The sequence below is a fragment of the Duganella paludis genome (assembly GCF_054461335.1).
Genome location: NZ_CM136922.1, coordinates 6,389,487 through 6,409,825, shown reverse-complemented (window position 1 = coordinate 6,409,825; position 20,339 = coordinate 6,389,487). Strand labels below are relative to the sequence as shown.

The window sequence follows — 20,339 nt, the reverse complement described above, 5'->3', positions numbered from 1 at the left end:
CCCACCGCCGGAGCCGGCGCGCTACACCGCGCTGTCCCGTTGTTTGCGGGTGGACCGGGCGTCGCCCTCGGCGGAGCGGGCGTAACGCGCATGCCGCTCGCTCAGCGTCTCGGCGGCTTCGGTGTCGCGCGGATCGCTGAACGCGCCCTCGCCGCGCCCGGTCAACGCTTCCACCAGCAAGTCGTGCCGCAGGCTGGCCGCATCGGTTTCGGCCACCTGCAAACGCCGCGCCAGCTCCCGGCTTGGCGTAGTCACGGCCTGATGGAAGTCCAGCCGGTCCAGCACCTTGAGCGTGGCATCGGTCAGCCAGGACTGGTTCTTTACTGCGGCAAACGAAGTGACGGGCCGCTCCGCGTCGAGATGCTCGCGGTAGGTGCTGGCGACTTCGGCCAGTTCATCGAGCATCAGTTCGGTGGTGAAGAGCGAACCGCTGCCGTAGGGCTGGCGGTGCGGCGACGTCAGGCTGGCCGCCAGCGCATGGTTGATGGAAGCGACCACCGCATTGTTGTACTGGGCCTTTTGCGCGCCTTTGCTGGTGTAGGCCGCGCCCGCCACGGTGGCGAAGTGCTTGTCGTTGAAAATGATGGAGCCCGGATTGGGGTCGCAGTCGCAGATGTTGGCTTCCGACGATACTTCGCAATCCTCTTCGGCAGGGTCGCCGGCGCCGGCCTCGGGAACCGGCACTTCCCCTGGCGCATCGGCCTGCGCATGCCGGTGCGGCTTCCAGCACGCGCAGAACTTTCTGCCGCTGACGAAGAAGTAGCCGCTCGACGTCTGGAATTCTTCGAAAATCAGCGCCACGTCCTGGATGCCGATATCCGGCACGTAGGCGGGGACGTAAGACATGAGCACGTCGTTGTCGTTCGCGGGCAGCCAGCCAGGCTTGCTGATCGGCCAGCGCTGGTCCAGGTTCGACAAGTTCCAGGCATCGCGCACCCGGCGCCAGTGGTCGAACTCGGCGCCGCTGACCGGCGCACCGATCGCCGCCTCGGATTTCTGCAGGTTGTTCGGATTGTACAGGTCGGTCAACGGAATCAGGCGCGGCTCATAGGCGCGGCGGCTTTGCAGGTGGGCCGTCTCAAGCGCGATCTCGATGCACAAGCCGTCCACATGGTCCGGCCGGTTGACCACCAGGAAGAACTCCTGCACGCCCTCCAGGCGCCGCAATCCGCCCAGGAAACTGAACTTCGCGTCCTGCATATGCGGCACCGGCTGCAGAAAGAAGATCGCCCGGTTGGTGCCCAGGTGGTAGCTCTGCAGCAGCGTGTGCAGTTGATTGATGCTGGTGGAGAAGGAGTACTGTTCACGCCGGTCGCGCGCCGAATCGCTGGTGGTGACGTTCTGGTCCTGGGTCTGGCGGCGCTGGATGGTGCCGACCTGTTTCTGTTCGCCGGTGTGCTGCTCGGACCACAGGCCGAACACGCCGCTATGGCCGCCGCCACCGCCGCCCATGTCGAGGTCGTAATCTTCCTGGGTCTGAGTGCTGGTCAAGCCTTTGTTGACGTTCAGCTTGCTGGCCGACTGGCTCACCACCTCGCCCGATTGCGTGGCCACCTCGTACAGCTCGCGCTTGCGCGGCTGCATGGCCGATATGTAGGGGTAGTCGTGCAGCGCGACCGGGTCGCTGCTGTTCGGATAGACGCCGACTTGCATCAGCGCGCCGTGGCAGGGATAGGAATCGGTGACGCCCTCTTCGAATTTTTCCCATGTGCGCGAGTTCAGGAAGGACTTGCGCAGCTTTTCAAGCACGGACACATCGCGCCGGCCCAGATGGAAATTCGCGATCGTGCAAACGATCTTGAGATAGGTGATGCGGCGGTGGCAATAAGCCGGGTCGACTTCGGCGGGTTCGTGGTAAAACACGGCTATCGATGTGTCCCACTTGGCCGGGAACCGCAAGTCGCCGTACTTCTTGTCCAGCATGTCGCCGGACACCGCCAGGCGCTTCCACGGTATGTCGACAGGCATTGAAAGTTCATTGTAGCCCATGGCTTATTCCCCCTTCAAAGTCAACTCATCAGGTGAAATTAAATATAGGCCAAGGTTATAAAATATTCAATGCGGATTTTAAGGGCATCTTACGACGCCAAACTCAGGCCGCGTGCGCAACACGAAATACGCGCCGAGGATGGACAAACCGACCACGCACAGGAACACGAACTGGAAGCGCGAGTCGGGATTGAACGCTTGCGACAGCAGCACCGCCGCCAGGGTGAACAGCGCCACCGCATTCCCCACCGGGTACAGCCAGGCCTTGAACGCCCTGCCCTCGGACCTGGCCAGTTTCCTGCGCATCATGGCGTGCGCCAGGATGATGAAGATCCACACCGTCATGATGAAGGCGCCGCTGCTTTTGGCCAACATCAGGAACAGGTCGCCGCCGCTGGCGAAGTGCACCGCCAGGATCGCCACGCACACGCTGAAGCTCAACGCCAGCGCGTTCAGCGGCACGCCGCGCGCATTGGTGCGGCCGAACAGCGCCGGAGCGTAGCCGCGCTGGCTCAGCGAGAACATCATGCGCGAATTCGAGAACAGGAAGGAGTTCATCACCGACATGAAGGAAACGAACAGGACGATCTTCATCGCAGTGGCCGCCCAGGCAAAGCCCGCCAGGCTGAACAGCGAAACATAGGGCGACTTCAAGTTGACGCTGTCGGTCCACGGCAGGCAGAGAATGATGATGGATACCGAGCCCACATAAAACACCATCACCCGGAACAGCACGCTGCGGATGGCCTTGATCACATTTTCGCGCGGGTTCTCCGATTCGCCGGCCGCCACGGCGGCGATCTCGCTGCCGCCGAGCGAGAAGATCACCACGGTCACGCCGGCCAGCACCGGCGCCATGCCGTTGGGCATGAAGCCGCCGTGTGCGCTCAGGTTGACCAGCCCCGGCGATGGAAAGCCCGGTTGCAGATTCAACAAGATGGAAACACCCAGCACCATGAAGATGATGATGGTGGCGATCTTGGCGAACGAGAGCCAATATTCCGCCTCGCCGAACGAACGCACCGAATAGACATTGCTGGAAATGACCAACACCAGCATCAGCAAAGCTCCCGCCCACACCGGCAAGCCGGGCAGGAAGTCATGCAAAATCGCGCCGAGCAGGATGGCCTCGATGGTGATGGTCAGCATCGACTTGAACCAGTACAGCCAGCCGACGGCGAAACCGGCCCATTCACCCAGGTAGCTGCTGGCGTAGGTGGAGAACGAGCCGCTGTCGATGTGCTGTTCGGCCATTTCCCCGAGCATGAACATCACCAGAATAACGATGAAGCCGCCGATCAAATAGGACAGAATCGCGGCCGGCCCGGCGCTGGCGATGATGGCGCCGGAGCCGACGAACAGCCCCGCACCGATCACGCCGCCCAGCGCGATCATGGTGATGTGACGTTGCTTGAGGCTTTGAACCAGTGCGTTGTGCTGAACCATCCGATGCGTCTCCCGTCAAGGCGATGCTGGAAGGCGGCTATTTTTAGTTGGACTTCGCCGCCTTGCCACGCGCCACGTGCAGTTTCTTGTAGCTGTCAATCAGGCGATGATGCCTGTCCAGGCCTTCCAGCTTCATGCTGGTCGGGGTCAAACCGTGAAAACGCACGCTGCCGTTGACCGAGCCCAGCGCCGCATCCATGCGCGCGTCGCCAAACATGCGGCGGAAATTGACCTCGTAGTCTTCCAGTTCCATGTCGTCATCGAGCACCACCTCCAACACCACATTCAAGGCCTGATAGAACAGGCGGCGTTCGACCGTGTTGTCGTTGTATTGCAGGAAGGCGCCGACCAGGTCGTGCGCCTCCTCGAACTGTTCCAGCGCGAGGTTGATCAGCAGCTTCAGCTCCAGCGTGGTCAGCTGGCCCCACTCGGTGTTCTCGTCGAACTCGACGCCGATCAGGGTGGCGATGTCGCCGTATTCGTCCAGCTCGCTATTGTCCAGGCGTTCCAGCAAGGCTTCCAGCGCGTCGTCGTCCAGGGTATGCAGGTTCAGGATGTCCGAGCGGAACAGCAGCGCCTTGTTGGTGTTATCCCAGATCAGGTCTTCCACCGGATAGACTTCCGAATAGCCGGGCACCAGGATGCGGCAGGCGGTCGCGCCGAGGTCGTCGTAGACGGCCATGTACGATTCCTTGCCCATCTCGGCCAGGATGCCGAACAAGGTGGCCGCTTCGTCGGCGTTGGAGTTTTCACCGTGGCCGGAGAAATCCCACTCGACGAAGTCGTAGTCCGCCTTGGCGCTGAAGAAGCGCCACGAGACGATGCCGCTGGAGTCGATGAAGTGTTCGACGAAGTTGTTCGGCTCGGTGACGGCTTCGCTGGTGAAGGTCGGCGGCGGCAGATCGTTCAAGCCTTCGAAGCTGCGGCCCTGCAGCAGTTCGGTCAGGCTGCGTTCCAGCGCCACTTCCAGGCTCGGGTGCGCGCCGAAGGAGGCGAACACGCCGCCGGTGCGCGGATTCATCAAGGTCACGCACATGACCGGGTAGGTGCCGCCCAGCGACGCATCCTTGACCAGCACCGGGAAGCCCTGCTCTTCCAGGCCCTTGATACCGGCCACGATGCCCGGATATTTCGCCAGCACTTCCTGCGGCACGTCCGGCAAGGCGATCTCGCCTTCCAGGATTTCGCGCTTGACCGCGCGTTCGAAAATCTCCGACAGGCACTGTACCTGCGCTTCGGCCAGCGTATTGCCGGCGCTCATGCCGTTGCTGACGTACAGGTTTTCAACCAGGTTGGACGGGAAATACACGACCGCGCCATCCGACTGGCGCACGTATGGCAGCGAGCAAATGCCGCGTTCCGTGTTGCCGGAGTTGGTGTCGATCAGGTGCGAGCCGCGCAGTTCGCGGTCCGCGTTGTAGATTTCGAGGCAGTATTCATCCAGGATTTCCGGCGGCAACGCGTCGCGGCGGCCCGGCTTGAACCAGCGCTCGTTCGGGTAGTGGACGAAGTCGGCGTTGGCGATGTCCTCGCCCCAGTATGCGCCGGCGTAGAAGTGGTTGTTGTTCAGGCGTTCGATGTACTCGCCCAGGGCCGACGCCAGCGCGCTTTCCTTGGTCGAGCCCTTGCCGTTGGTGAAGCACATCGGCGAATGCGCGTCGCGGATGTGCAGCGACCACACGTTTGGCACGATATTGCGCCACGAAGCGATTTCGATCTTGATGCCGAGATTGGCCAGCGTTGCCGACATATTGGCGATGGTCTGCTCCAACGGCAGATCCTTGCCGGCGATGTAAGTCTGGGCATCCGACGACGGGTTCACCGTCAGCAGCGCCTGGGCATCCTCGTCCAGGTTGGCGACTTCTTCAATGATGAACTCGGGGCCGGCCTGCACCACCTTTTTCACCGTGCAGCGGTCAATGGAGCGCAGGATGCCCAAGCGGTCTTTTTCCGAAATATCTTCGGGCAGCTCGACCTGAATCTTGAAAATCTGCTGATAGCGGTTTTCCGGGTCGACGATATTGTTCTGCGACAGGCGGATGTTTTCGGTCGGAATATTGCGCGTATTGCAGTACAACTTTACAAAATAAGCCGCGCACAAGGCCGATGATGCCAAAAAATAATCGAACGGACCAGGCGCCGAGCCATCGCCTTTATAGCGGATAGGCTGGTCGGCAATGACCGTGAAATCATCGAATTTAGCTTCAAGACGCAGCTTATCGAGAAAGTTGACTTTAATTTCCATGGGGTAATTCCAAATAATGCTCAAATCGAGTGAGCCGCTATTATCCGTTGTTTAAGCCGTGCAGCATAGGTTGTCAGCCGTCTGGCCGGGCTGAAGCAGGTTCAAGATTGCCATTCGATCTACTTCACGCTATAGTGAGAATAATTCTCATTAAGATTGATGCGCGCCACCATGTCTGATGCCCAAGCCCACCAACAGATCAGCCTGCTGTACCACGAGCATCACGGCTGGCTGGCGCAGTGGCTTAGCCACAAATTGCGCTGCAGGGATTTGGGTGCCGACCTGGCACAGGACACGTTCATGCGCGTGCTGGGCGGGCGCCTGCCGCTGGACTTGCGTGAACCGCGCGCCTACCTGACCACCGTCGCCAAAGGCTTGCTCATCAGCCATCTACGCCGCCAACAGCTGGAACAAGCCTACCTGGAGGCGTTGGCGGTGATGCCGGAACCCTTTCAGCCATCGCCCGAGGAACGCCTGGCGGTGCTGGAGAGCTTGATCGAGATCGATGCCATCCTTGATCGTTTGCCGGCCAAAGCCAGGCAGGTCTTCCTGCTGGCTCAACTCGACGGTCTGAGTTATGCCGAAATCTGCGCCGCGTTGAGTATCTCTCTCAGCACCGTCAAGCGTCACATGGTGCTGGCGTTCCAGCGCTGCCTGGCCGCGCTATGAGCGGTGACGCCCTGCCCGAGGCCATCCTGACCGAAGCGGCCACCTGGCTGATGGAGATGCATGAAGGTCCCCTGCCCGCCGCGCGGCGCGAGCAGCTTGACGCATGGCGTCAACGCAGCCCGCAGCATGAACGGGCTTGGGAAAAAGCTGCGGTCCTGCTGTCGAAGTTCGACGCCTTGCCATCGCCCGGCGCGCACGCGCTGCGCAAACTGTCGATGCCGGAGCGGCGCCGCACGGTCAAGGTATTGGCCGCGCTGCTGGTGGCAGCGCCCGGCGCCTGGCTGGCCTACCGCAACACGCCATGGCTGCAGCCGGCCGGCAGCTACCGCACCGCCGTGGGCGAGCGCCGTGACGTGACGCTGGCCGACGGCACCCGCATCACGCTCAACACGGACACCGAAATCGTCGCCGACTTCAACCACGCACATCGCCTCATTCACCTGCGCGGCGGCGAAGTGCTGATTACGACCGCTGCGGATAGCGCGCAACCGCCGCGCCCCTTCCTGGTAGCCGTCAGCGAAGGCCGCATCCGGGCGCTGGGCACGCGCTTTGTGGTCCGGCAGCGGGAAGCTGAAAGCCGGGTCTCGGTGTTTTCCGGCGCGGTGGAAGTGAGCCCGAGCGATGCGCAGCCAGTAGTCATCACCACCGGTAAGCAGGCGACCTTCAGCCGCGCCAGCGTCAGCGCTCCAGGCGATGCCGACGACAACAGCATCGCCTGGCAAAACGGCATGCTGGTCGTCGACCGCATGCCGATGGCGCAGTTCCTCGCCGAGCTTGGCCGCTACCGGCGCGGCATGCTGCGCGGCGATGAAGCCATTGCCGGCCTATTGGTCTCAGGCGCCTTCCCGCTGACAGATACCGACTTTACGCTGTCGCTGATCGCGCAAACGATGCCGGTGCGGGTGAGCTATCTCAGCCGCTATTGGGTGCGGGTACTGCCGGCCTGAAAATAAATGAGCTCTTTCTGAATCTGGTGCGGCATATCAGGTAGGAACACCACATCTGATCATCGAAAGGCCCATAGTGAACTCTTCACGCATCATCAACGTCGCCTCCGCGCTGGCAGTCGCGGCATCCTTGCATCAATGCGCTGCGCTGGCCCAGGCCGCAGTGCTGGCCTACGACATTCCCGCCGGTCCACTGGGGCCGGCGCTGTCCGGCTTTGCGGCCCGCGCCGGTGTCGCGCTTTCCTTCGACAGCCGCCTGCTCGAAGGCCGCAACAGCAAAGGAATGCGCGCCAGCGTCACCGTCGCCGAAGGTTTTGCCCGCCTGTTGGAAGACAGTGGTTTGCAGGCGCAGCGCTTGCCAAACGGTGCCTACACATTGAGCGCCGCACCGACGCCAGCGCCAAACCCGCCGCCACCGGCACGTCCGCCGCAGGCGGCCATTAGCGCGCCAGTGGCCACGGTGCCGGATGCGCCATTGCAAACCATCGAAGTCAGCGCGCTGCGCACCAACAGTAGTCTGGTCCGGCCGACCCGCCAAAGCACCGTCATCGAGCGTGACGAACTGAATCAACTGCGCCAAGCCTCCGACAGCTTGGCCACCGTGCTGGCCAAGGCAGTCCCCGGCATGGCCGATTCCAGCCGCACCATGACCGACTACGGCCAAACCCTGCGCGGCCGCAGCCCGCTGATCCTGGTGGACGGCATCCCGCTAAACACCAACCGCGACTCATCGCGCAACACGGCGGCGCTGAATCTGGCCAGCATCGAGAAAATCGAAGTCCTGCGCAGCAGCAGCGCCATCTACGGCGCCGGCGCCAGCGGCGGCATCATTGCAGTCACCACGCGGCCGGCCGGCGGTGTGCCTTTTGCGGAAACGACGGTATCGCTGCGCTCGCCGCTGTCGCAGCTGGATCGCGACGGCCTGGGCGGTGAAATCAGCCACTATATGTCCGGCGCCAACGGCGACTTCGACTATGCGTTCAACATCGGCCTGCAGCATATCGGCGCCTCCTACGACGGCAAAGGCAAACGCATTGCGCCGGAGCCCAGCCAGGGCGACTTGTTCGACAGCGATAACTACAGCTTTGGCGGCAAGATCGGCCTCCGCATCGACCGCGACCAGCGCATTCAGCTTGCCGCCAGCCGCTACGTGGCCGACCAGGACAGCGACTACGGTTCCGATCCATCGGTATCGCGCCTGCCGGCCGGCACTGCGGTAGCACTGCCGCTCGCAGGCCTGCAACTGGCCAAGCAGAACCAACTCAGAAACACCTTGCTAAGTGCCAGCTACCAGCATAAGGACATTGCCGGCAGCACGCTCTCCGCCCAGCTTTACTACCGCGACTATTTCACCCGCTTCACGCCGTTCGATGCGCGCGCCGTCTCCACCCGTGGCAACAACGTCGACCAGGTGATGCAAAACTCGCGCGTCGCCGGCGGCCGGCTGACGCTGGATACGCCTTTGGCGCGCGACGCCAAGCTGCTGTGGGGCCTCGACTTCAACCAGGAACGCAGCGACATGCCGGACGATATCTTCGACCCGGTCGCCTATGACGCCAGCAGCGGCAAGGTTTTCCAGCGCGTACGCAAGTTGATGTACATGCCACAACTGACCACGCGCAGCATCGGCGGCTTCGGCCAACTACGCTACAAGTTTTCGCCGCAGTGGTCGTTCGAAGGCGGCTTGCGCTACGAACATGCACGCGCCCAGTTCGACGACTTCGTGCCGTTGTCGCAACTCCGCGCCGCCAGTCCACAACAAGTCAAGGGCGGCGCATTGGCGTATGCGGCGTGGATGTCGAATGCCGGCGCGGTGTTCAAGCTGTCGCCCGACCATGAAATGTATGCCTCGTTCAGCCAGGGTTTCCAACTGCCGGACATGGGCGTGCAAATCCGCAACGCCACGCCGGCCTTCAAATTGGCGGCTTCATCGCTGGAGCCGGTCAAGACCAACAACTACGAACTGGGCTGGCGCGGCGGCGTGGACGACCTGCGCGGCGCGATGGCTGTGTTCTACACCACCTCCGAATTGGGCGACGTGCAAAGCTTCAACAACGGCCTGATCCTCACGCGCACCGCTGAAAAGATACGCGGCCTGGAAGCCAATGTGGACTATCTGCCAGCCGAACAATCCCTTGGCTACGGCGCCTCGCTGACCATGATGTGGGGCCGTGAAACGCCGCAAGGCAGCAGCCGCGACCAGGCAATGACGGGCTATCGGATTCCGCCGGCCAAGCTCACGGCTTACTTGCAGTACAAACCGGCCGGCGCATGGAGCCACCGCTTGCAGGCCACCTCATACGCCGCGCGCGACTACCGCTTGAACGGCGTCACCGGTTTCGGCCGTCGCGAGGTCGCCAGCTATACCACGCTGGATCTGGTCAGCCGCTATCAAATCACCGCGCGCGATACGCTCACGGCGGGCATCGAAAACCTGCTGAACCGCTATTATCTGCCAGCCTATAGTCAGCTCATGCGCAACAGTAACAACACCAGCCGCTTGCCGGCGTCCGGTGCGGTGTTGAGCATTCATTACAACCGTCGCTGGTAACGACTGTCAACGGAGGAAGTCCCTGATCGCTTGATTGAACGTCGCTTCGGCCTCGATGTTGGAGATGTGCGAGGCCTCCAGCGTCACCATGACGGCGCCTGGAATCTGCTCGCGCATCGCCGTGGCATCGGCCACCGTAGTGACCGGGTCGTGGGCGCCGGCGATAAGCAGCGTGGGTGTGGAGATGGTCGCCAGTTCGGCGCGCAAGTCGGCGCCGGCCAGCGCGTCGCAGCAATTGGCGTAGCCTTCGGAACTGCCCCGGCGCAGCGTGTCGACCAGTGCGGCCACGCTTTGCGGATCGCGTTCGACGAAGCCTGGCGTGAACCAGCGCCCCGCCGCGCCATCGGCGACGGCGCCCAGTCCGACCGCCCGCACCTGCGCGGCGCGATCCAGCCAGCCTTGCGGCGTGCCGATGCGCGGCGCGGAGTTTGCGACCACCAGTCTGTTGAGCCGATGCGGCGCGTGTACGCCCAGCCACTGCGCAATCGCGCCGCCCATGGACAGGCCGCAGAAGTGCACGCGTTCGATATCCAGCTGGTCGAGCAGCGTCAGAACATCCTGTCCCAGCTGCGCCAGCGTTGTGGGGCCGGGCTGCGGCGCCGAGCCGCCGTGGCCGCGCGTGTCGTAGCGCAGGATGCGGAAGTCGTCCCGGAAGAACTCCACCTGTGCCTGCCACATATTCAGATCGGTGCCCAGCGAGTTGGAAAACATCAGCCACGGCTTGCCCGGCTGACCGTCAATTTTGTAAGCAGTCATCGCGTTATCCCTGGTCGCCGCCGCCCACCGGCAGCACCGTGCCTGTGACATACGACGATTCGCTGGACGCCAGGAACAGGATGGCGTTCACCTGTTCGTCGATGGTGCCGTAGCGGTGCATCAAACTACTGGACTTGGTCTGGTCGACAATGCCCTGATACCACTGCTGTTCCTGCTCGCTGAGCGGCTGCGTGTTGCGCGGCACCTTGCGCGGCGGCGCTTCCGTGCCGCCGGTCGCCACGGCGTTGACGCGGATACCGTTTTCCGCATGCTCCATGGCCAGGCTGGCGGTCAGCGCGTTGACCGCGCCCTTGGCTGCCGAATACGGAATGCGATAGATCCCGCGCGTCGCCACCGACGACACGTTGACGATCACCCCCTGCTGCCGTTCCACCATCTGCGGCAGCACCGCGCGGCAGCACCACATGGTCGGGAACAGCGAGCGGCGGATTTCGGCTTCCACCTGCTCCGGCTTGTACTCCTGGTAGGGCTGTACCCAGATGGTGCCGCCGACGTTGTTGATCAGGACATCGACGCGACCATAGGCCGTAACCGCAGCCGCGTTCAGCTGCTCCGCGCCTTCCCAAGTCTCCAGATCGCCGCGCGCCACCACTGCCAGGGCGCCCAATGCCTGCACTTCGGCGGCGACTTCCTCCACGATGGCGGCGCGGTCGGCCAGCACCAGCTGCGCACCTTCGCGCGCCAGGGCCAGCGCCACGCCGCGTCCGATGCCTTGCCCGGCGCCGGTCACGATCACGGCCTGCCCTTCGAAACGGCGCGCGCTCATGCCGCCACCTCGCTGCTTGCCGAGAATTTCTCAAAGTAGAAGTTGGCCGGCGCAACGCCGCAATCCTTCAGCCAGCGCCGTACCGCATCCACCATCGGCACCGGGCCGCACAGATAGATATCGACGTCGCCGCCGTTGAGCCATTCCTGTTCCACGTGCTGCGTGACATAGCCCTTGCGCGGATGGGCGCTGTCATCGGATGCCACGCAGGTGCGGAAGCTGAACTGCGGGTGCGCCGCCGCGATGCGCTGCAAATGTTCGATGGCGACCAGGTCGACATCATTCGTGACTCCGAACACCATGCGCACCGGCTGGCGCATGCCGCTCGCGGACAACACCTGCAGCATCGACAGGAACGGCGCGATGCCGGTGCCGCCGGCCAGCAGCAGCAGTGGCCGCTGGACTTCGCGCAGGTAGAAGCTGCCATAAGGTCCGGAGAACGCGATCGGCTGGCCGACTTGCGCATCCTTGGCAAGGAAAGTGCTCATGCGGCCATCCGGCACATTGCGCACCACGAAGTCGAAACGACGCGAGCCCGGTGCGGAACTGAACGAATAAGAGCGCGTGAGCGCCGTGCCGGGCACTTCGACGTTCACGTACTGGCCGGACAGGAAGCTCACATCCGCGCCCTGCTCCAGTTCTATCGAGAAGCCGAGCGTGGTGTCGGACAGCCGCTGCACCGTCGCCAGGTTGCCGTTGTAGCGCGACACGCCGGTCTTGCAGGCGGCCGAGGTGGCGGGAATCTTCACCACGCAGTCGGACTTCGGCTTCATCTGGCAGGCCAGCACGTGGCGCTGGGCCGCCTCCTCGGGCGTCAGCGCATCCTCGATATAGCTCGATTCCGGCATGTCGTAGCTGCCCGATTCGCACAGGCCACGGCAAGTGCCGCAAGCGCCGTCGCGGCAGTCCAGCGGGATGTTGACCTTCTGGCGGTAGGCCGCGTCGGCCAGCTTTTCGTTCTCGTTGCATGAGATGAAGCGGGTTACGCCGTCTTCAAATTGCAGGGCGATGTTGTAGCTCATCGTCGTCTCCTTGCGTTTAGATGTGATACACGTCGATTACTTGATTGATGTAATCGTTCTTCAGTACGATGTATTTATTGCGGATCAGCGGGCGTTCACCGGAAAAATCGATGACGTAGCGCGACATGCCGAAGTAGCTGTAATCGGTCTTGTAGCGATGGCTCAGCGTGTGCCAGTTGAAGCGCACGGTGTAGACACTGCCTTCCTGCTTCTCGATTTCCACGTTGGCGATGTTATGGCTGGTGCGCGTGTCCGGCATGGTGGCGCTGGAACGCTCGGTCTTGATGCGGAACACACGGTCCTCCAGGCCCTGGCGGGTCGGATAGAAGATCAGCGAAATTTCGCGCTGCGGATCGGTTACCAGCTGATCGTCGTCGTCCCAGGACGGCATCCAGAATTGCGCGTCCGGGTGATAGCACTCCAGCCATTCGTCCCACTGCTCATCATCCAGCAGGCGGGATTCACGGTACAGGAAGGCGCAGATATCGTTGATCATTTCGCTGCTCCTTCCGCCTTCATGGCCTTTTTCATCACATCCAGCCAGTAGCGGTGCTGGATGGTGTACAAGCCTTCATCCTCGGTTTTTACGCCGCTCATGATCGGATTGAGGCCGATCTCGCGCGCGGCGGCGTCGGCGCCCGGCACCCAGTGCTTCGAGCCACGGCACATATCGTTCCATTCCAGCGCGATGCCCTTGTAGCCTTGCTGGCAGGCGCGGAACTCCTCCAGGTCGTCCGGCGTCGCCATGCCGCTGACGTTGAAGAAGTCCTCGTACTGGCGGATGCGGCGCGCGCGGGCTTCGTCCGATTCGCCTTTCGGCGCGATGCAGTAGATCGTCACTTCGGTCTTGTCGACCGAGATCGGGCGCAGCAAGCGGATCTGCGAGCCGAATTGGTCCATCAGGTAGACGTTCGGGTACAGACACAGGTTGCGCGAGCGCTCGATCATCCAATCCGCCGTGGCGCCGCCGAACTGGCTGGCGTATTCATCGCGACGCGGATAGTTGGGACGGTCCTGCGGATTGGCCCACTGGGTCCACAGCAGCAGGTGGCCGTGCTCGAAGGCGTAGAAACCGCCGCCCTGCTTGCCCCAGTTGCCCGCATCCATGGCTTTGATGTTGTCGGCCCGCGCCGTCTGTTCCTTGCGGTGGTTGGTGGTGGCCGCATAGTTCCAGTGCACCGCCGAGACGTGGTAGCCGTCGGCGCCGTTCTCGGCTTGCAGCTTCCAGTTGCCTTCGAACGTGTAGGTCGAGGAACCGCGCAGCACTTCCAGGCCGTCGGCCGACTGGTTGACGATCATGTCGATGATCTTGGTGGCCTCGCCCAGGAACTCGGTCAGCGGCGCCACGTCGTCATTCAGGCTGCCGAACAGGAAGCCCTTGTAGCTCTCGAAGCGCGTGACCTTTTTCAGATCGTGCGAGCCTTCCTTGTTGAAGCAATCCGGATAGCCTGCGTCTTCCGGATCCTTCACCTTAAGCAGCTTGCCGCTGTTGTTGAAGGTCCAGCCGTGGAATGGGCAGGTGTAGGTCGCCTTGTTGCCGCGCTTGTGGCGGCACAGCTGCGCGCCGCGATGAGTGCAGGCGTTGATGAAGGCGTTCAGCTCACCCTGGCGATTGCGCGCGATGAAGATCGGCTGGCGGCCGATGTGCGTCGTGTAGTAATCGTTATTGTTCGGGATCTGGCTTTCGTGGGCCAGGTAGATCCAGTTGCCCTCGAAGATGTGCTTCATCTCCAGTTCGAACAGCGCAGGGTCGGTGAAGGCGCTGCGGTGCAGGCGGTAATCGCCCTTCTCGTGGTCTTCGACCAGATAATCGTCGAGCGACGGCTTGGCGGCGTGAATCGGGATCATGATGAACCTCTTACGCTGCGGCGCGCACGCGCTGGACTTCGGCATCGGGCGCCACTTCGCGCTCGGCGTAAAGGCTGAAATCGAATTCGATTTCGGCGTATGGCTGTTCCAGGCCCTTGGCCTTGATCGCCGCGTCGTCAGTGATGTGGCGCACCGCAGGTACCAGGCCTTCGCGGCTGGCGAAAGCGAAATCGTCCCACAGGTATTCATCGCCGTCGATGTTGATCTGCGTGGTCAGCTTGCGCTGGCCTTCGGCGCTGATGAAGAAGTGGATGTGCGCCGGGCGATGGCCGTGGCGGCCCAACTGGTCCAGCAGGCGTTGGGTGGTGCCGTCCGGCGGGCAGCTGTAGCCGACCGGCAGAATGCTGCGGAACTGGTAGCGGCCTTCACCGTCGGTGTAGATGGTGCGGCGCAGATTGAACGCCGACTGGGTCTTGTCGAAGAACGAGTAGCCGCCCATCAGGTTGCAGTGCCAGACTTCGACCTTGGCATTGGCCAGCGGCTTGCCTTGCTCGTCGCGCACGGTGCCCTGCATGAACAGCACTTCGGCCTTGTCGACTTCCGTACCGTCGTCCAGACGCGCAAAGCCTTTGCTTTCCGGTGCGCCGGCCACGTACAGCGGGCCTTCGATGGTGCGCGGCGTGCCGCCCACCAGGCCGGCCTTGGCTTCGGCTTCGTCGGCACGGATGTCGAGGAAGCGTTCCAGGCCCAGGCCCGGCGCCAGCAGGCCGAGTTCATTGCGCACGCCGGCTTCACGGAGGTATTCGAGGCCGCTCCAGAATTCCGTGGCCTGGATGTCCAGGTCTTCGATAGTCTTGCACAATGCGCTCACCAGGCCGAATACCACTTGCTGCACGCGCGGATTCACCGGGCCGGTGGCGGTGTCTACGATCCAGCCTTTTACCAGGGTGTCGATTTCGTTATGGGTCATGATGGTCTCCTTCTAGGTATGTGAATTAAGCGTCGGTATCGCGGACTGAAGATGGATGCCGGCACATCGGGTTGATCTCAATTTTCATGTACGGGAACAGCGGCAGCGAGGTCAGAAGCGCGTGCAGCTCATCGACGCTTTCCACGTCGAACACGCTGAAGTTGGCGTACTGCCCGGCGATGCGCCACAGGTGGCGCCACTTGCCGCTGCGCTGCAGGCTTTGGGCCAGTTCGCGCTCATTCTTTTTCAATTCGTCCGCTTGCGCGGCCGGCATTGCCGGCGGCAGCAGAACGTCCATTCTTACGTGGAACAGCATTTCGGTCTCCTCTTATCGGCGGCGCAGACGCGCCAGTTTTTCCATATCTATTTCAATGCCCAGGCCAGGGCCGGTCGGCACCTGCAGCATGAAGTCCTTGTAGACCAACGGCGTGCGCAGCACTTCCTCTGTCAGCAGCAGCGGTCCAAACAGCTCGGTGCCCGCCGACAGATCGGTAAAGGTCGAGAACAGGTGGGCCGATGCCGCCGTGCCCACGCCGCCTTCCAGCATGGTGCCGCCATACAGGCCGACGCCGGACAGCTGCGCCACCGTGGCCACTTGTGCTGCCGGCAGCAGGCCGCCGGACTGGGTGATCTTGACCGCGAAGACGTCGGCGGCCGAGGCGTTGGCGATGGCCAGGGCATCCTGCGGGCCGTGCAGCGCTTCGTCGGCCATGATGGAGACCGCAAAACGCTGCGCCAGGCGGGCCATGGCGGCGACGTTCTCGGCGCGCACCGGCTGTTCGATCAGATCGACGCCGCCGGCTTCCAGTTCGGCGATGCCGCGCATCGCTTCCAGTTCGCTCCACGCCTGGTTGACGTCCACCCGCACGCTGACCGCGTCGCCTAGCGCCTTCTTGATCGCCAGCACATGGGCGACGTCGTCGACGACAGCGCGTGCGCCGATCTTCAGCTTGAAGATGCGGTGGCGGCGTTTTTCCAGCATCAGCTCCGCCTCGGCGATGTCCTTGGCGGTGTCGCCGCTGGCCAGCGTCCAGGCTACCGGCAGCGCATCGCGCACCCGGCCGCCCAGCAGTTCGCTCAGCGGCACCCGCAGGCGGCGCGCTTGTGCATCCAGCAGCGCGGTCTCGATGGCGCATTTGGCGAAGCGGTTGCCCTGGATGATCTTGCGGATCTTGGCCATGGCCTTGGCCACCTGGCTCGCATCCATGCCGATCAACAGCGGCGCGATGTGCGTGTCGATGTTGACCTTGATGCTCTCCGGGCTCTCTTCGCCGTAGTTCAAACCGCCGATGGTGGTGGCCTCGCCCCAGCCTTCAAAGCCGTCGGCGCAGACCACGCGCACCAGCACCAGTGTTTGCGTATTCATCGTCGCTACCGAGAGCTTGTGCGGACGGATGGTCGGCACGTCGGCGAGAATGACTTCAATGTTCTGAATCATATTTAGTTTGTATAATTGATCGGATAAGTACACAATATTCCTGAAGAATCGTCCCGTCCAACACCGTTTTGGCATTATTTTCATACCCGAAAGGTATGCAATGGAATTGCGTCACCTGCGTTACTTCGTCGCTGTTGCCGACGAGAAAAACTTTACCCGCGCCGCCGAGCGGCTGCACATCGCCCAGCCGCCGTTAAGCCGCCAGATACAGCAGCTCGAAGAGGAATTGGGCGTGGAATTGATCGAGAAAGGCACGCGGCCAGTCAAGCTGACCGAGGCCGGCGCCTTTTTCCACGCGCACGCGCAGGAGCTGCTGGCCAAGGCGGCCGAGCTCAAAACCATGACCCAGCGCGTGGGCAAGATCGAACGTACCTTGTCGATCGGATTTGTCGCGTCGACCTTGTATGGCCTGTTGCCGCGCATCGTGCGGCGCTACCGCGCGCTGCATCCGGAAGTGGACGTGACCTTCCATGAACTGACCACCATGCAGCAGATCCAGGCGCTGAAGGATGGCGTGATCGACGTCGGCTTCGGCCGCGTGAAAAGTGAAGACCCGAATATCCGCCGCATCGTGTTGCGCGAGGAGCGGCTGGTGATGGCGCTGCCGTCCGGCCACCCGCGCGCGGCGTCGTCGGACGCCATGAGTTTGGTGGACCTGCAATCGGAAACCCTGCTGGTGTATCCGAAGACGCCGCGCCCGAGCTTTGCCGATCAGGTGCTGTCGGTGCTGTCGGAGCGCGCCATCGTGCCGATGAAGATCATCGAAGTGCGTGAGCTGCAGATTGCGATTGGCCTGGTGGCGGCCGGCCAGGGTGTGGCCATCGTCCCGGAGAGCGTGCAAGGCATGCGCCGCGACGATGTAGTGTTCCGCGCCCTCACCGACCGGCACGCCGTGTCGCCGGTGATGTTCAGCGTGCGCAAGCTCGATCGCACGGAGGAATTGCAGAAGATGCTGGCCGTGATCTACGACGTCTACGACGCGGCCGACATCTCCTACATCCGCGAGACCCTGTAGCCGTCGTTCCGGCCCCATGCTGCGCCTTATCCGACGCGGCGTATGGATTCCCGCCTTCGCGGGAATGACGGGGTTAAGCGGCGGCGGGCGAGCGCACGTCGGCCTTGATGGTGGCCGACGCCGAGCGGCCATGTCGGATCAGCGACACGGCGATGGTCGCGATCACCGCCGGAATGGCGATGGCGACGAAGTTATGCTCCAGCGGCAGCGCCATGCCCACCAGCGTGCCAATCACAATCGGCGCCAGAATCGCACCGCTGCGGCCCACGCCGGACGCCCAGCCGATGCCGGTCGAGCGCACGGCGGCGGGATAGAACTGTCCCGCATACGCATAGGTCACAATCTGCGTGCCGATGGTCGAAGCGCCAGCAAAGCCAACCAGCACATACAGCAACTCGGTCGGCACCTTGTACCCCAACAGCGTGATCGACACCGCCGCCATCGCATACATCCCCACCAACACATATTTGATGTGGAAGCGATCGGCCAGCCAGCCACCGCCCACCGCACCGATCACCGCGCCGAAGTTTAGCACCAGCACAAAGGTCAGCGCCGAGCCGAGGCTATAGCCTGCACCGGCCATCAGCTTGGCCAGCCAGGAGCTCAGCGCATACACCATGAACAAGCACATAAAGAACGCCACCCAGAACATCACTGTACTGAAACCACGGCCTTCCTGGAACAGCTTCCCGATCGGCGCACCTTCCGATTGCGCCGCCAGCGCGAAGCGATCGTTGGACAATGGCTGGTAGCCGGGGTCCATCTGCGACAGGATGCTTTTCAATTCGGCAGTGCGTCCCTGACGAATCAGGAACGACATCGACTCCGGCAGCGATTTCAGGATGAACGGAATCAGCACCACCGGCATGCCGGCGGCCAGGAACACCGACTGCCAGCCATACGCCTCGATCATGCCCTTGCCCAGCAACGCGGCCAGCATGCCGCCCACCGCATAGCCGCTGAACATCAGCGTCACCATGGTCGAGCGGATCTTGCGCGGCGAGTACTCCGTCATTTGCGCCACCACGTTCGGCATCACGCCGCCGATACCCAAGCCGGCCATGAAGCGCATGGCGCTGAAGACGTAGGGATCGGAGGTCATTCCTGCCGCTGCGGTGAAGACGCTGAACAACGCCAGGCATATGGCGATCGCACGCGGGCGGCCGATGCGGTCCGCCACCGTGCCGAGGAAAATCGCGCCGAACATCATGCCGAACAGCGCGGAGCTGACCATGAAGCCGGCGTTCTGCGCGGTCACGCCCATGCTCTTCATGATCGAAGGCAGCGCGATGCCGGCGACGGCCAGATCGTAGCCGTCGCAAATGATGATGATCGCGCACCACGCCAGTACGCTGGCGTGGAAGCGGTTGAAGCGGGCGTTGTCCGCTATCTTGTGGATGTCGATGTGTTGCATGGTGCTGTCTCCCCTTTTGTGGTTGGTGGTGTGTTGTTATGGTGTGGTCGCCGGGCGCAGGATGCGGTGCGCCGCCATGCCGATCAGGATTCCCCAGAAGGCCGAACCGAGGCCGAGGAAGCTCATGCCGGAGGCGGTGGCAAGAAATGTGAGTACCGCAGCTTCGCGCTCCGGCGCATTGGCGACCTGCGCGAGGTTGACGCTGATGGGGCCCAGCAGCGCCAGCCCGGCCAGCGTGACGATCAACTCCTTGGGCAAGGCGGCAAACAGCATCACTACCGAGCCGCCGCACAAGCCGGCCAGCAGATAGAACACGCCGTTGGCGATGCCTGCGATGTAGCGCCGGGCCGGGTCTTCATGCGCGTCACGGCCGGTGCACATCGCGGCGGTGATGGCGGCGATGGCGATGGTGATGCCGCCGGCAAAAGCGGTGATGAAGGAAGCGATGCTGTTGACCACCACCACGCGACGCACCGGCACGTCGTAGCCGGCGCCTTTGAGGATGGCCATGCCCGGCAGGTATTGCCCGCTCAAGGTGGTGAGCACCAGCGGCAAGGCCAGGCTGAAGGTGCTGGACCAGCTCCACTCCGGCGTGATGAACTGCGGTGTCACCAGTTGCAGGTGCACGTCGCCCAGATGCGTTTGTCCGCTCAGCGCGGCGATGGCGATGCCGGCGGCCAGCAACAGCACCACGCTGTAGCGCGCATACAGGCGCTTGAAGACGAGGAAGGCGATCAGCATGCCGCACACCAGCAGCGGCAAGGTGCCCATGCCCTTGAAGGCGTTCAGGCCGAACGGCAGCAGTATGCCGGCCATCATGCCGCTGGCGACGCCTTTCGGTACATACGACATCAGGCGTTCGAAGCCGCCGGTGAGGCCGATGATCAGCAACAGCACGGCGGCGGTCAGGTAGGCGCCGACCGCTTCATGGATCGACAAGGCCGGAAACAGGGGAATCAGCAGCGCGGTGCCGGGTGCGGACCAGGCGGTGATGATGGGCGCCTTGAGCGTCCAGCTAAGAACGATGCCGGCCAGCGCCGCACCGATGGTGATGCCCCATACCCACGAGGCGAACATCGCGTTCGACATCTGCCCTGCTTGCGCGGCCTGGTAAAAAATCGCCAGCGGGCCGGCCAGCGATACCAGCACCGCCAGGAAGCCGGCGGCAATCGCCGATACCGAGCTGTCGGCCCAGCGCCAGCGCTGCGTGGCCAAGGTTGATGCCATGGGTGTCTCCCGGAGTTATTGTCTTTGTGGCAGAGTAGACAAGTTCCGGAACAG

The 20,339-nt window shown here is 62.8% G+C and carries 17 protein-coding genes; 4 read left to right on the top strand and 13 right to left on the bottom strand.

Annotated features, from left to right (window positions below):
* Window positions 1-21: 21 nt before the first annotated feature.
* From ACXZ1M_RS28255 to ACXZ1M_RS28245, 3 genes are all read right to left on the bottom strand, one after another.
* Window positions 22-1,968 carry a hypothetical protein gene (locus ACXZ1M_RS28255; protein WP_459050910.1) on the bottom strand — a complete coding sequence of 649 codons (1,947 nt, stop codon included), beginning with the start codon at window positions 1,966-1,968 and terminating at the stop codon, window positions 22-24.
* Between the two features lie 99 nt (window positions 1,969-2,067).
* On the bottom strand, window positions 2,068-3,435 hold the full coding sequence (locus ACXZ1M_RS28250) for an amino acid permease (protein ID WP_459050909.1): 1,368 nt from the start codon (window positions 3,433-3,435) through the stop codon (window positions 2,068-2,070).
* A 43-nt stretch (window positions 3,436-3,478) separates the two neighbouring features.
* Window positions 3,479-5,680, bottom strand: coding sequence for an OsmC domain/YcaO domain-containing protein (locus ACXZ1M_RS28245; RefSeq protein WP_459050908.1), 2,202 nt, complete (start codon window positions 5,678-5,680; stop codon window positions 3,479-3,481).
* A gap of 159 nt (window positions 5,681-5,839) precedes the next feature.
* On the opposite strand from ACXZ1M_RS28245, the gene ACXZ1M_RS28240 reads away from it, so the two are divergent.
* The 3 genes from ACXZ1M_RS28240 to ACXZ1M_RS28230 all read left to right on the top strand — a co-directional run bounded on the left by ACXZ1M_RS28240 (window position 5,840) and on the right by ACXZ1M_RS28230 (window position 9,847).
* On the top strand, window positions 5,840-6,349 hold the full coding sequence (locus ACXZ1M_RS28240; RefSeq protein ID WP_459050907.1) for a sigma-70 family RNA polymerase sigma factor: 510 nt from the start codon (window positions 5,840-5,842) through the stop codon (window positions 6,347-6,349).
* Window positions 6,346-7,296, top strand: a complete 951-nt coding sequence (locus ACXZ1M_RS28235; RefSeq protein ID WP_459050906.1) for a FecR domain-containing protein — start codon at window positions 6,346-6,348, stop codon at window positions 7,294-7,296. The genes ACXZ1M_RS28240 and ACXZ1M_RS28235 overlap by 4 nt, the downstream gene beginning before the upstream one ends.
* Window positions 7,297-7,372: 76 nt before the next feature.
* Window positions 7,373-9,847, top strand: coding sequence for a TonB-dependent receptor (locus ACXZ1M_RS28230; protein ID WP_459050905.1), 2,475 nt, complete (start codon window positions 7,373-7,375; stop codon window positions 9,845-9,847).
* Window positions 9,848-9,853: 6 nt separating this feature from the next.
* Here the strand turns inward: ACXZ1M_RS28230 and pcaD are convergent, their stop codons facing one another.
* The 8 genes from pcaD to ACXZ1M_RS28190 are packed head-to-tail and all read right to left on the bottom strand — an operon-like array spanning window position 9,854 to window position 16,629.
* Window positions 9,854-10,603 (bottom strand): 3-oxoadipate enol-lactonase, encoded by a 750-nt coding sequence (pcaD, locus tag ACXZ1M_RS28225; RefSeq protein ID WP_459050904.1) that lies wholly within the window; start codon window positions 10,601-10,603, stop codon window positions 9,854-9,856.
* A gap of 4 nt (window positions 10,604-10,607) precedes the next feature.
* On the bottom strand, window positions 10,608-11,390 hold the full coding sequence (gene benD, locus ACXZ1M_RS28220) for a benzoate diol dehydrogenase BenD (protein ID WP_459050903.1): 783 nt from the start codon (window positions 11,388-11,390) through the stop codon (window positions 10,608-10,610).
* Window positions 11,387-12,412, bottom strand: a complete 1,026-nt coding sequence (gene benC, locus ACXZ1M_RS28215; RefSeq protein WP_459050902.1) for a benzoate 1,2-dioxygenase electron transfer component BenC — start codon at window positions 12,410-12,412, stop codon at window positions 11,387-11,389. Before benC ends, benD begins: the two co-directional genes overlap by 4 nt.
* Before the next feature lie 16 nt (window positions 12,413-12,428).
* On the bottom strand, window positions 12,429-12,908 hold the full coding sequence (gene benB, locus ACXZ1M_RS28210) for a benzoate 1,2-dioxygenase small subunit (protein WP_459050901.1): 480 nt from the start codon (window positions 12,906-12,908) through the stop codon (window positions 12,429-12,431).
* Window positions 12,905-14,260: a benzoate 1,2-dioxygenase large subunit gene (gene benA, locus ACXZ1M_RS28205; RefSeq protein ID WP_459050900.1), complete on the bottom strand. Its 1,356-nt coding sequence runs from the start codon at window positions 14,258-14,260 to the stop codon at window positions 12,905-12,907. The genes benB and benA overlap by 4 nt, the downstream gene beginning before the upstream one ends.
* A gap of 10 nt (window positions 14,261-14,270) precedes the next feature.
* Window positions 14,271-15,191, bottom strand: a complete 921-nt coding sequence (gene catA, locus ACXZ1M_RS28200) for a catechol 1,2-dioxygenase (protein WP_459050899.1) — start codon at window positions 15,189-15,191, stop codon at window positions 14,271-14,273.
* Between the two features lie 25 nt (window positions 15,192-15,216).
* On the bottom strand, window positions 15,217-15,507 hold the full coding sequence (gene catC / locus ACXZ1M_RS28195) for a muconolactone Delta-isomerase (RefSeq protein ID WP_459050898.1): 291 nt from the start codon (window positions 15,505-15,507) through the stop codon (window positions 15,217-15,219).
* A gap of 12 nt (window positions 15,508-15,519) precedes the next feature.
* Complete coding sequence (locus ACXZ1M_RS28190) at window positions 15,520-16,629, bottom strand: muconate/chloromuconate family cycloisomerase (protein WP_459050897.1); 1,110 nt, start codon at window positions 16,627-16,629, stop codon at window positions 15,520-15,522.
* A gap of 100 nt (window positions 16,630-16,729) precedes the next feature.
* Between ACXZ1M_RS28190 and ACXZ1M_RS28185 the strand changes: the two genes are divergently transcribed.
* Window positions 16,730-17,644, top strand: coding sequence for a LysR family transcriptional regulator (locus ACXZ1M_RS28185; RefSeq protein WP_459050896.1), 915 nt, complete (start codon window positions 16,730-16,732; stop codon window positions 17,642-17,644).
* A 73-nt stretch (window positions 17,645-17,717) separates the two neighbouring features.
* On the opposite strand, the gene ACXZ1M_RS28180 is transcribed toward ACXZ1M_RS28185, so the two are convergent.
* Complete coding sequence (locus ACXZ1M_RS28180) at window positions 17,718-19,058, bottom strand: MFS transporter (protein WP_459050895.1); 1,341 nt, start codon at window positions 19,056-19,058, stop codon at window positions 17,718-17,720.
* Window positions 19,059-19,094: 36 nt separating this feature from the next.
* A complete protein-coding gene (locus ACXZ1M_RS28175; RefSeq protein WP_459050894.1) occupies window positions 19,095-20,285 on the bottom strand; it encodes a benzoate/H(+) symporter BenE family transporter in 1,191 nt (396 codons plus the stop codon).
* Between the last annotated feature and the right edge of the window lie 54 nt (window positions 20,286-20,339).

Bases quoted from the DNA above. Each gene is read 5' to 3' on its own strand.
- ACXZ1M_RS28250 (WP_459050909.1), bottom strand. From the start codon at position 3,435: ATGGTTCAGCACAACGCACTGGTTCAAAGCCTCAAGCAACGTCACATC.
- benD (WP_459050903.1), bottom strand. From the start codon at position 11,390: ATGAGCGCGCGCCGTTTCGAAGGGCAGGCCGTGATCGTGACCGGCGCC.
- catA (WP_459050899.1), bottom strand. From the start codon at position 15,191: ATGACCCATAACGAAATCGACACCCTGGTAAAAGGCTGGATCGTAGAC.
- benA (WP_459050900.1), bottom strand. From the start codon at position 14,260: ATGATCCCGATTCACGCCGCCAAGCCGTCGCTCGACGATTATCTGGTC.
- ACXZ1M_RS28190 (WP_459050897.1), bottom strand. From the start codon at position 16,629: ATGATTCAGAACATTGAAGTCATTCTCGCCGACGTGCCGACCATCCGT.
- ACXZ1M_RS28185 (WP_459050896.1), top strand. From the start codon at position 16,730: ATGGAATTGCGTCACCTGCGTTACTTCGTCGCTGTTGCCGACGAGAAA.
- ACXZ1M_RS28175 (WP_459050894.1), bottom strand. From the start codon at position 20,285: ATGGCATCAACCTTGGCCACGCAGCGCTGGCGCTGGGCCGACAGCTCG.
- ACXZ1M_RS28245 (WP_459050908.1), bottom strand. From the start codon at position 5,680: ATGGAAATTAAAGTCAACTTTCTCGATAAGCTGCGTCTTGAAGCTAAA.
- benB (WP_459050901.1), bottom strand. From the start codon at position 12,908: ATGATCAACGATATCTGCGCCTTCCTGTACCGTGAATCCCGCCTGCTG.
- catC (WP_459050898.1), bottom strand. From the start codon at position 15,507: ATGCTGTTCCACGTAAGAATGGACGTTCTGCTGCCGCCGGCAATGCCG.
- ACXZ1M_RS28235 (WP_459050906.1), top strand. From the start codon at position 6,346: ATGAGCGGTGACGCCCTGCCCGAGGCCATCCTGACCGAAGCGGCCACC.
- ACXZ1M_RS28240 (WP_459050907.1), top strand. From the start codon at position 5,840: ATGCGCGCCACCATGTCTGATGCCCAAGCCCACCAACAGATCAGCCTG.
- ACXZ1M_RS28255 (WP_459050910.1), bottom strand. From the start codon at position 1,968: ATGCCTGTCGACATACCGTGGAAGCGCCTGGCGGTGTCCGGCGACATG.
- ACXZ1M_RS28180 (WP_459050895.1), bottom strand. From the start codon at position 19,058: ATGCAACACATCGACATCCACAAGATAGCGGACAACGCCCGCTTCAAC.
- benC (WP_459050902.1), bottom strand. From the start codon at position 12,412: ATGAGCTACAACATCGCCCTGCAATTTGAAGACGGCGTAACCCGCTTC.
- pcaD (WP_459050904.1), bottom strand. From the start codon at position 10,603: ATGACTGCTTACAAAATTGACGGTCAGCCGGGCAAGCCGTGGCTGATG.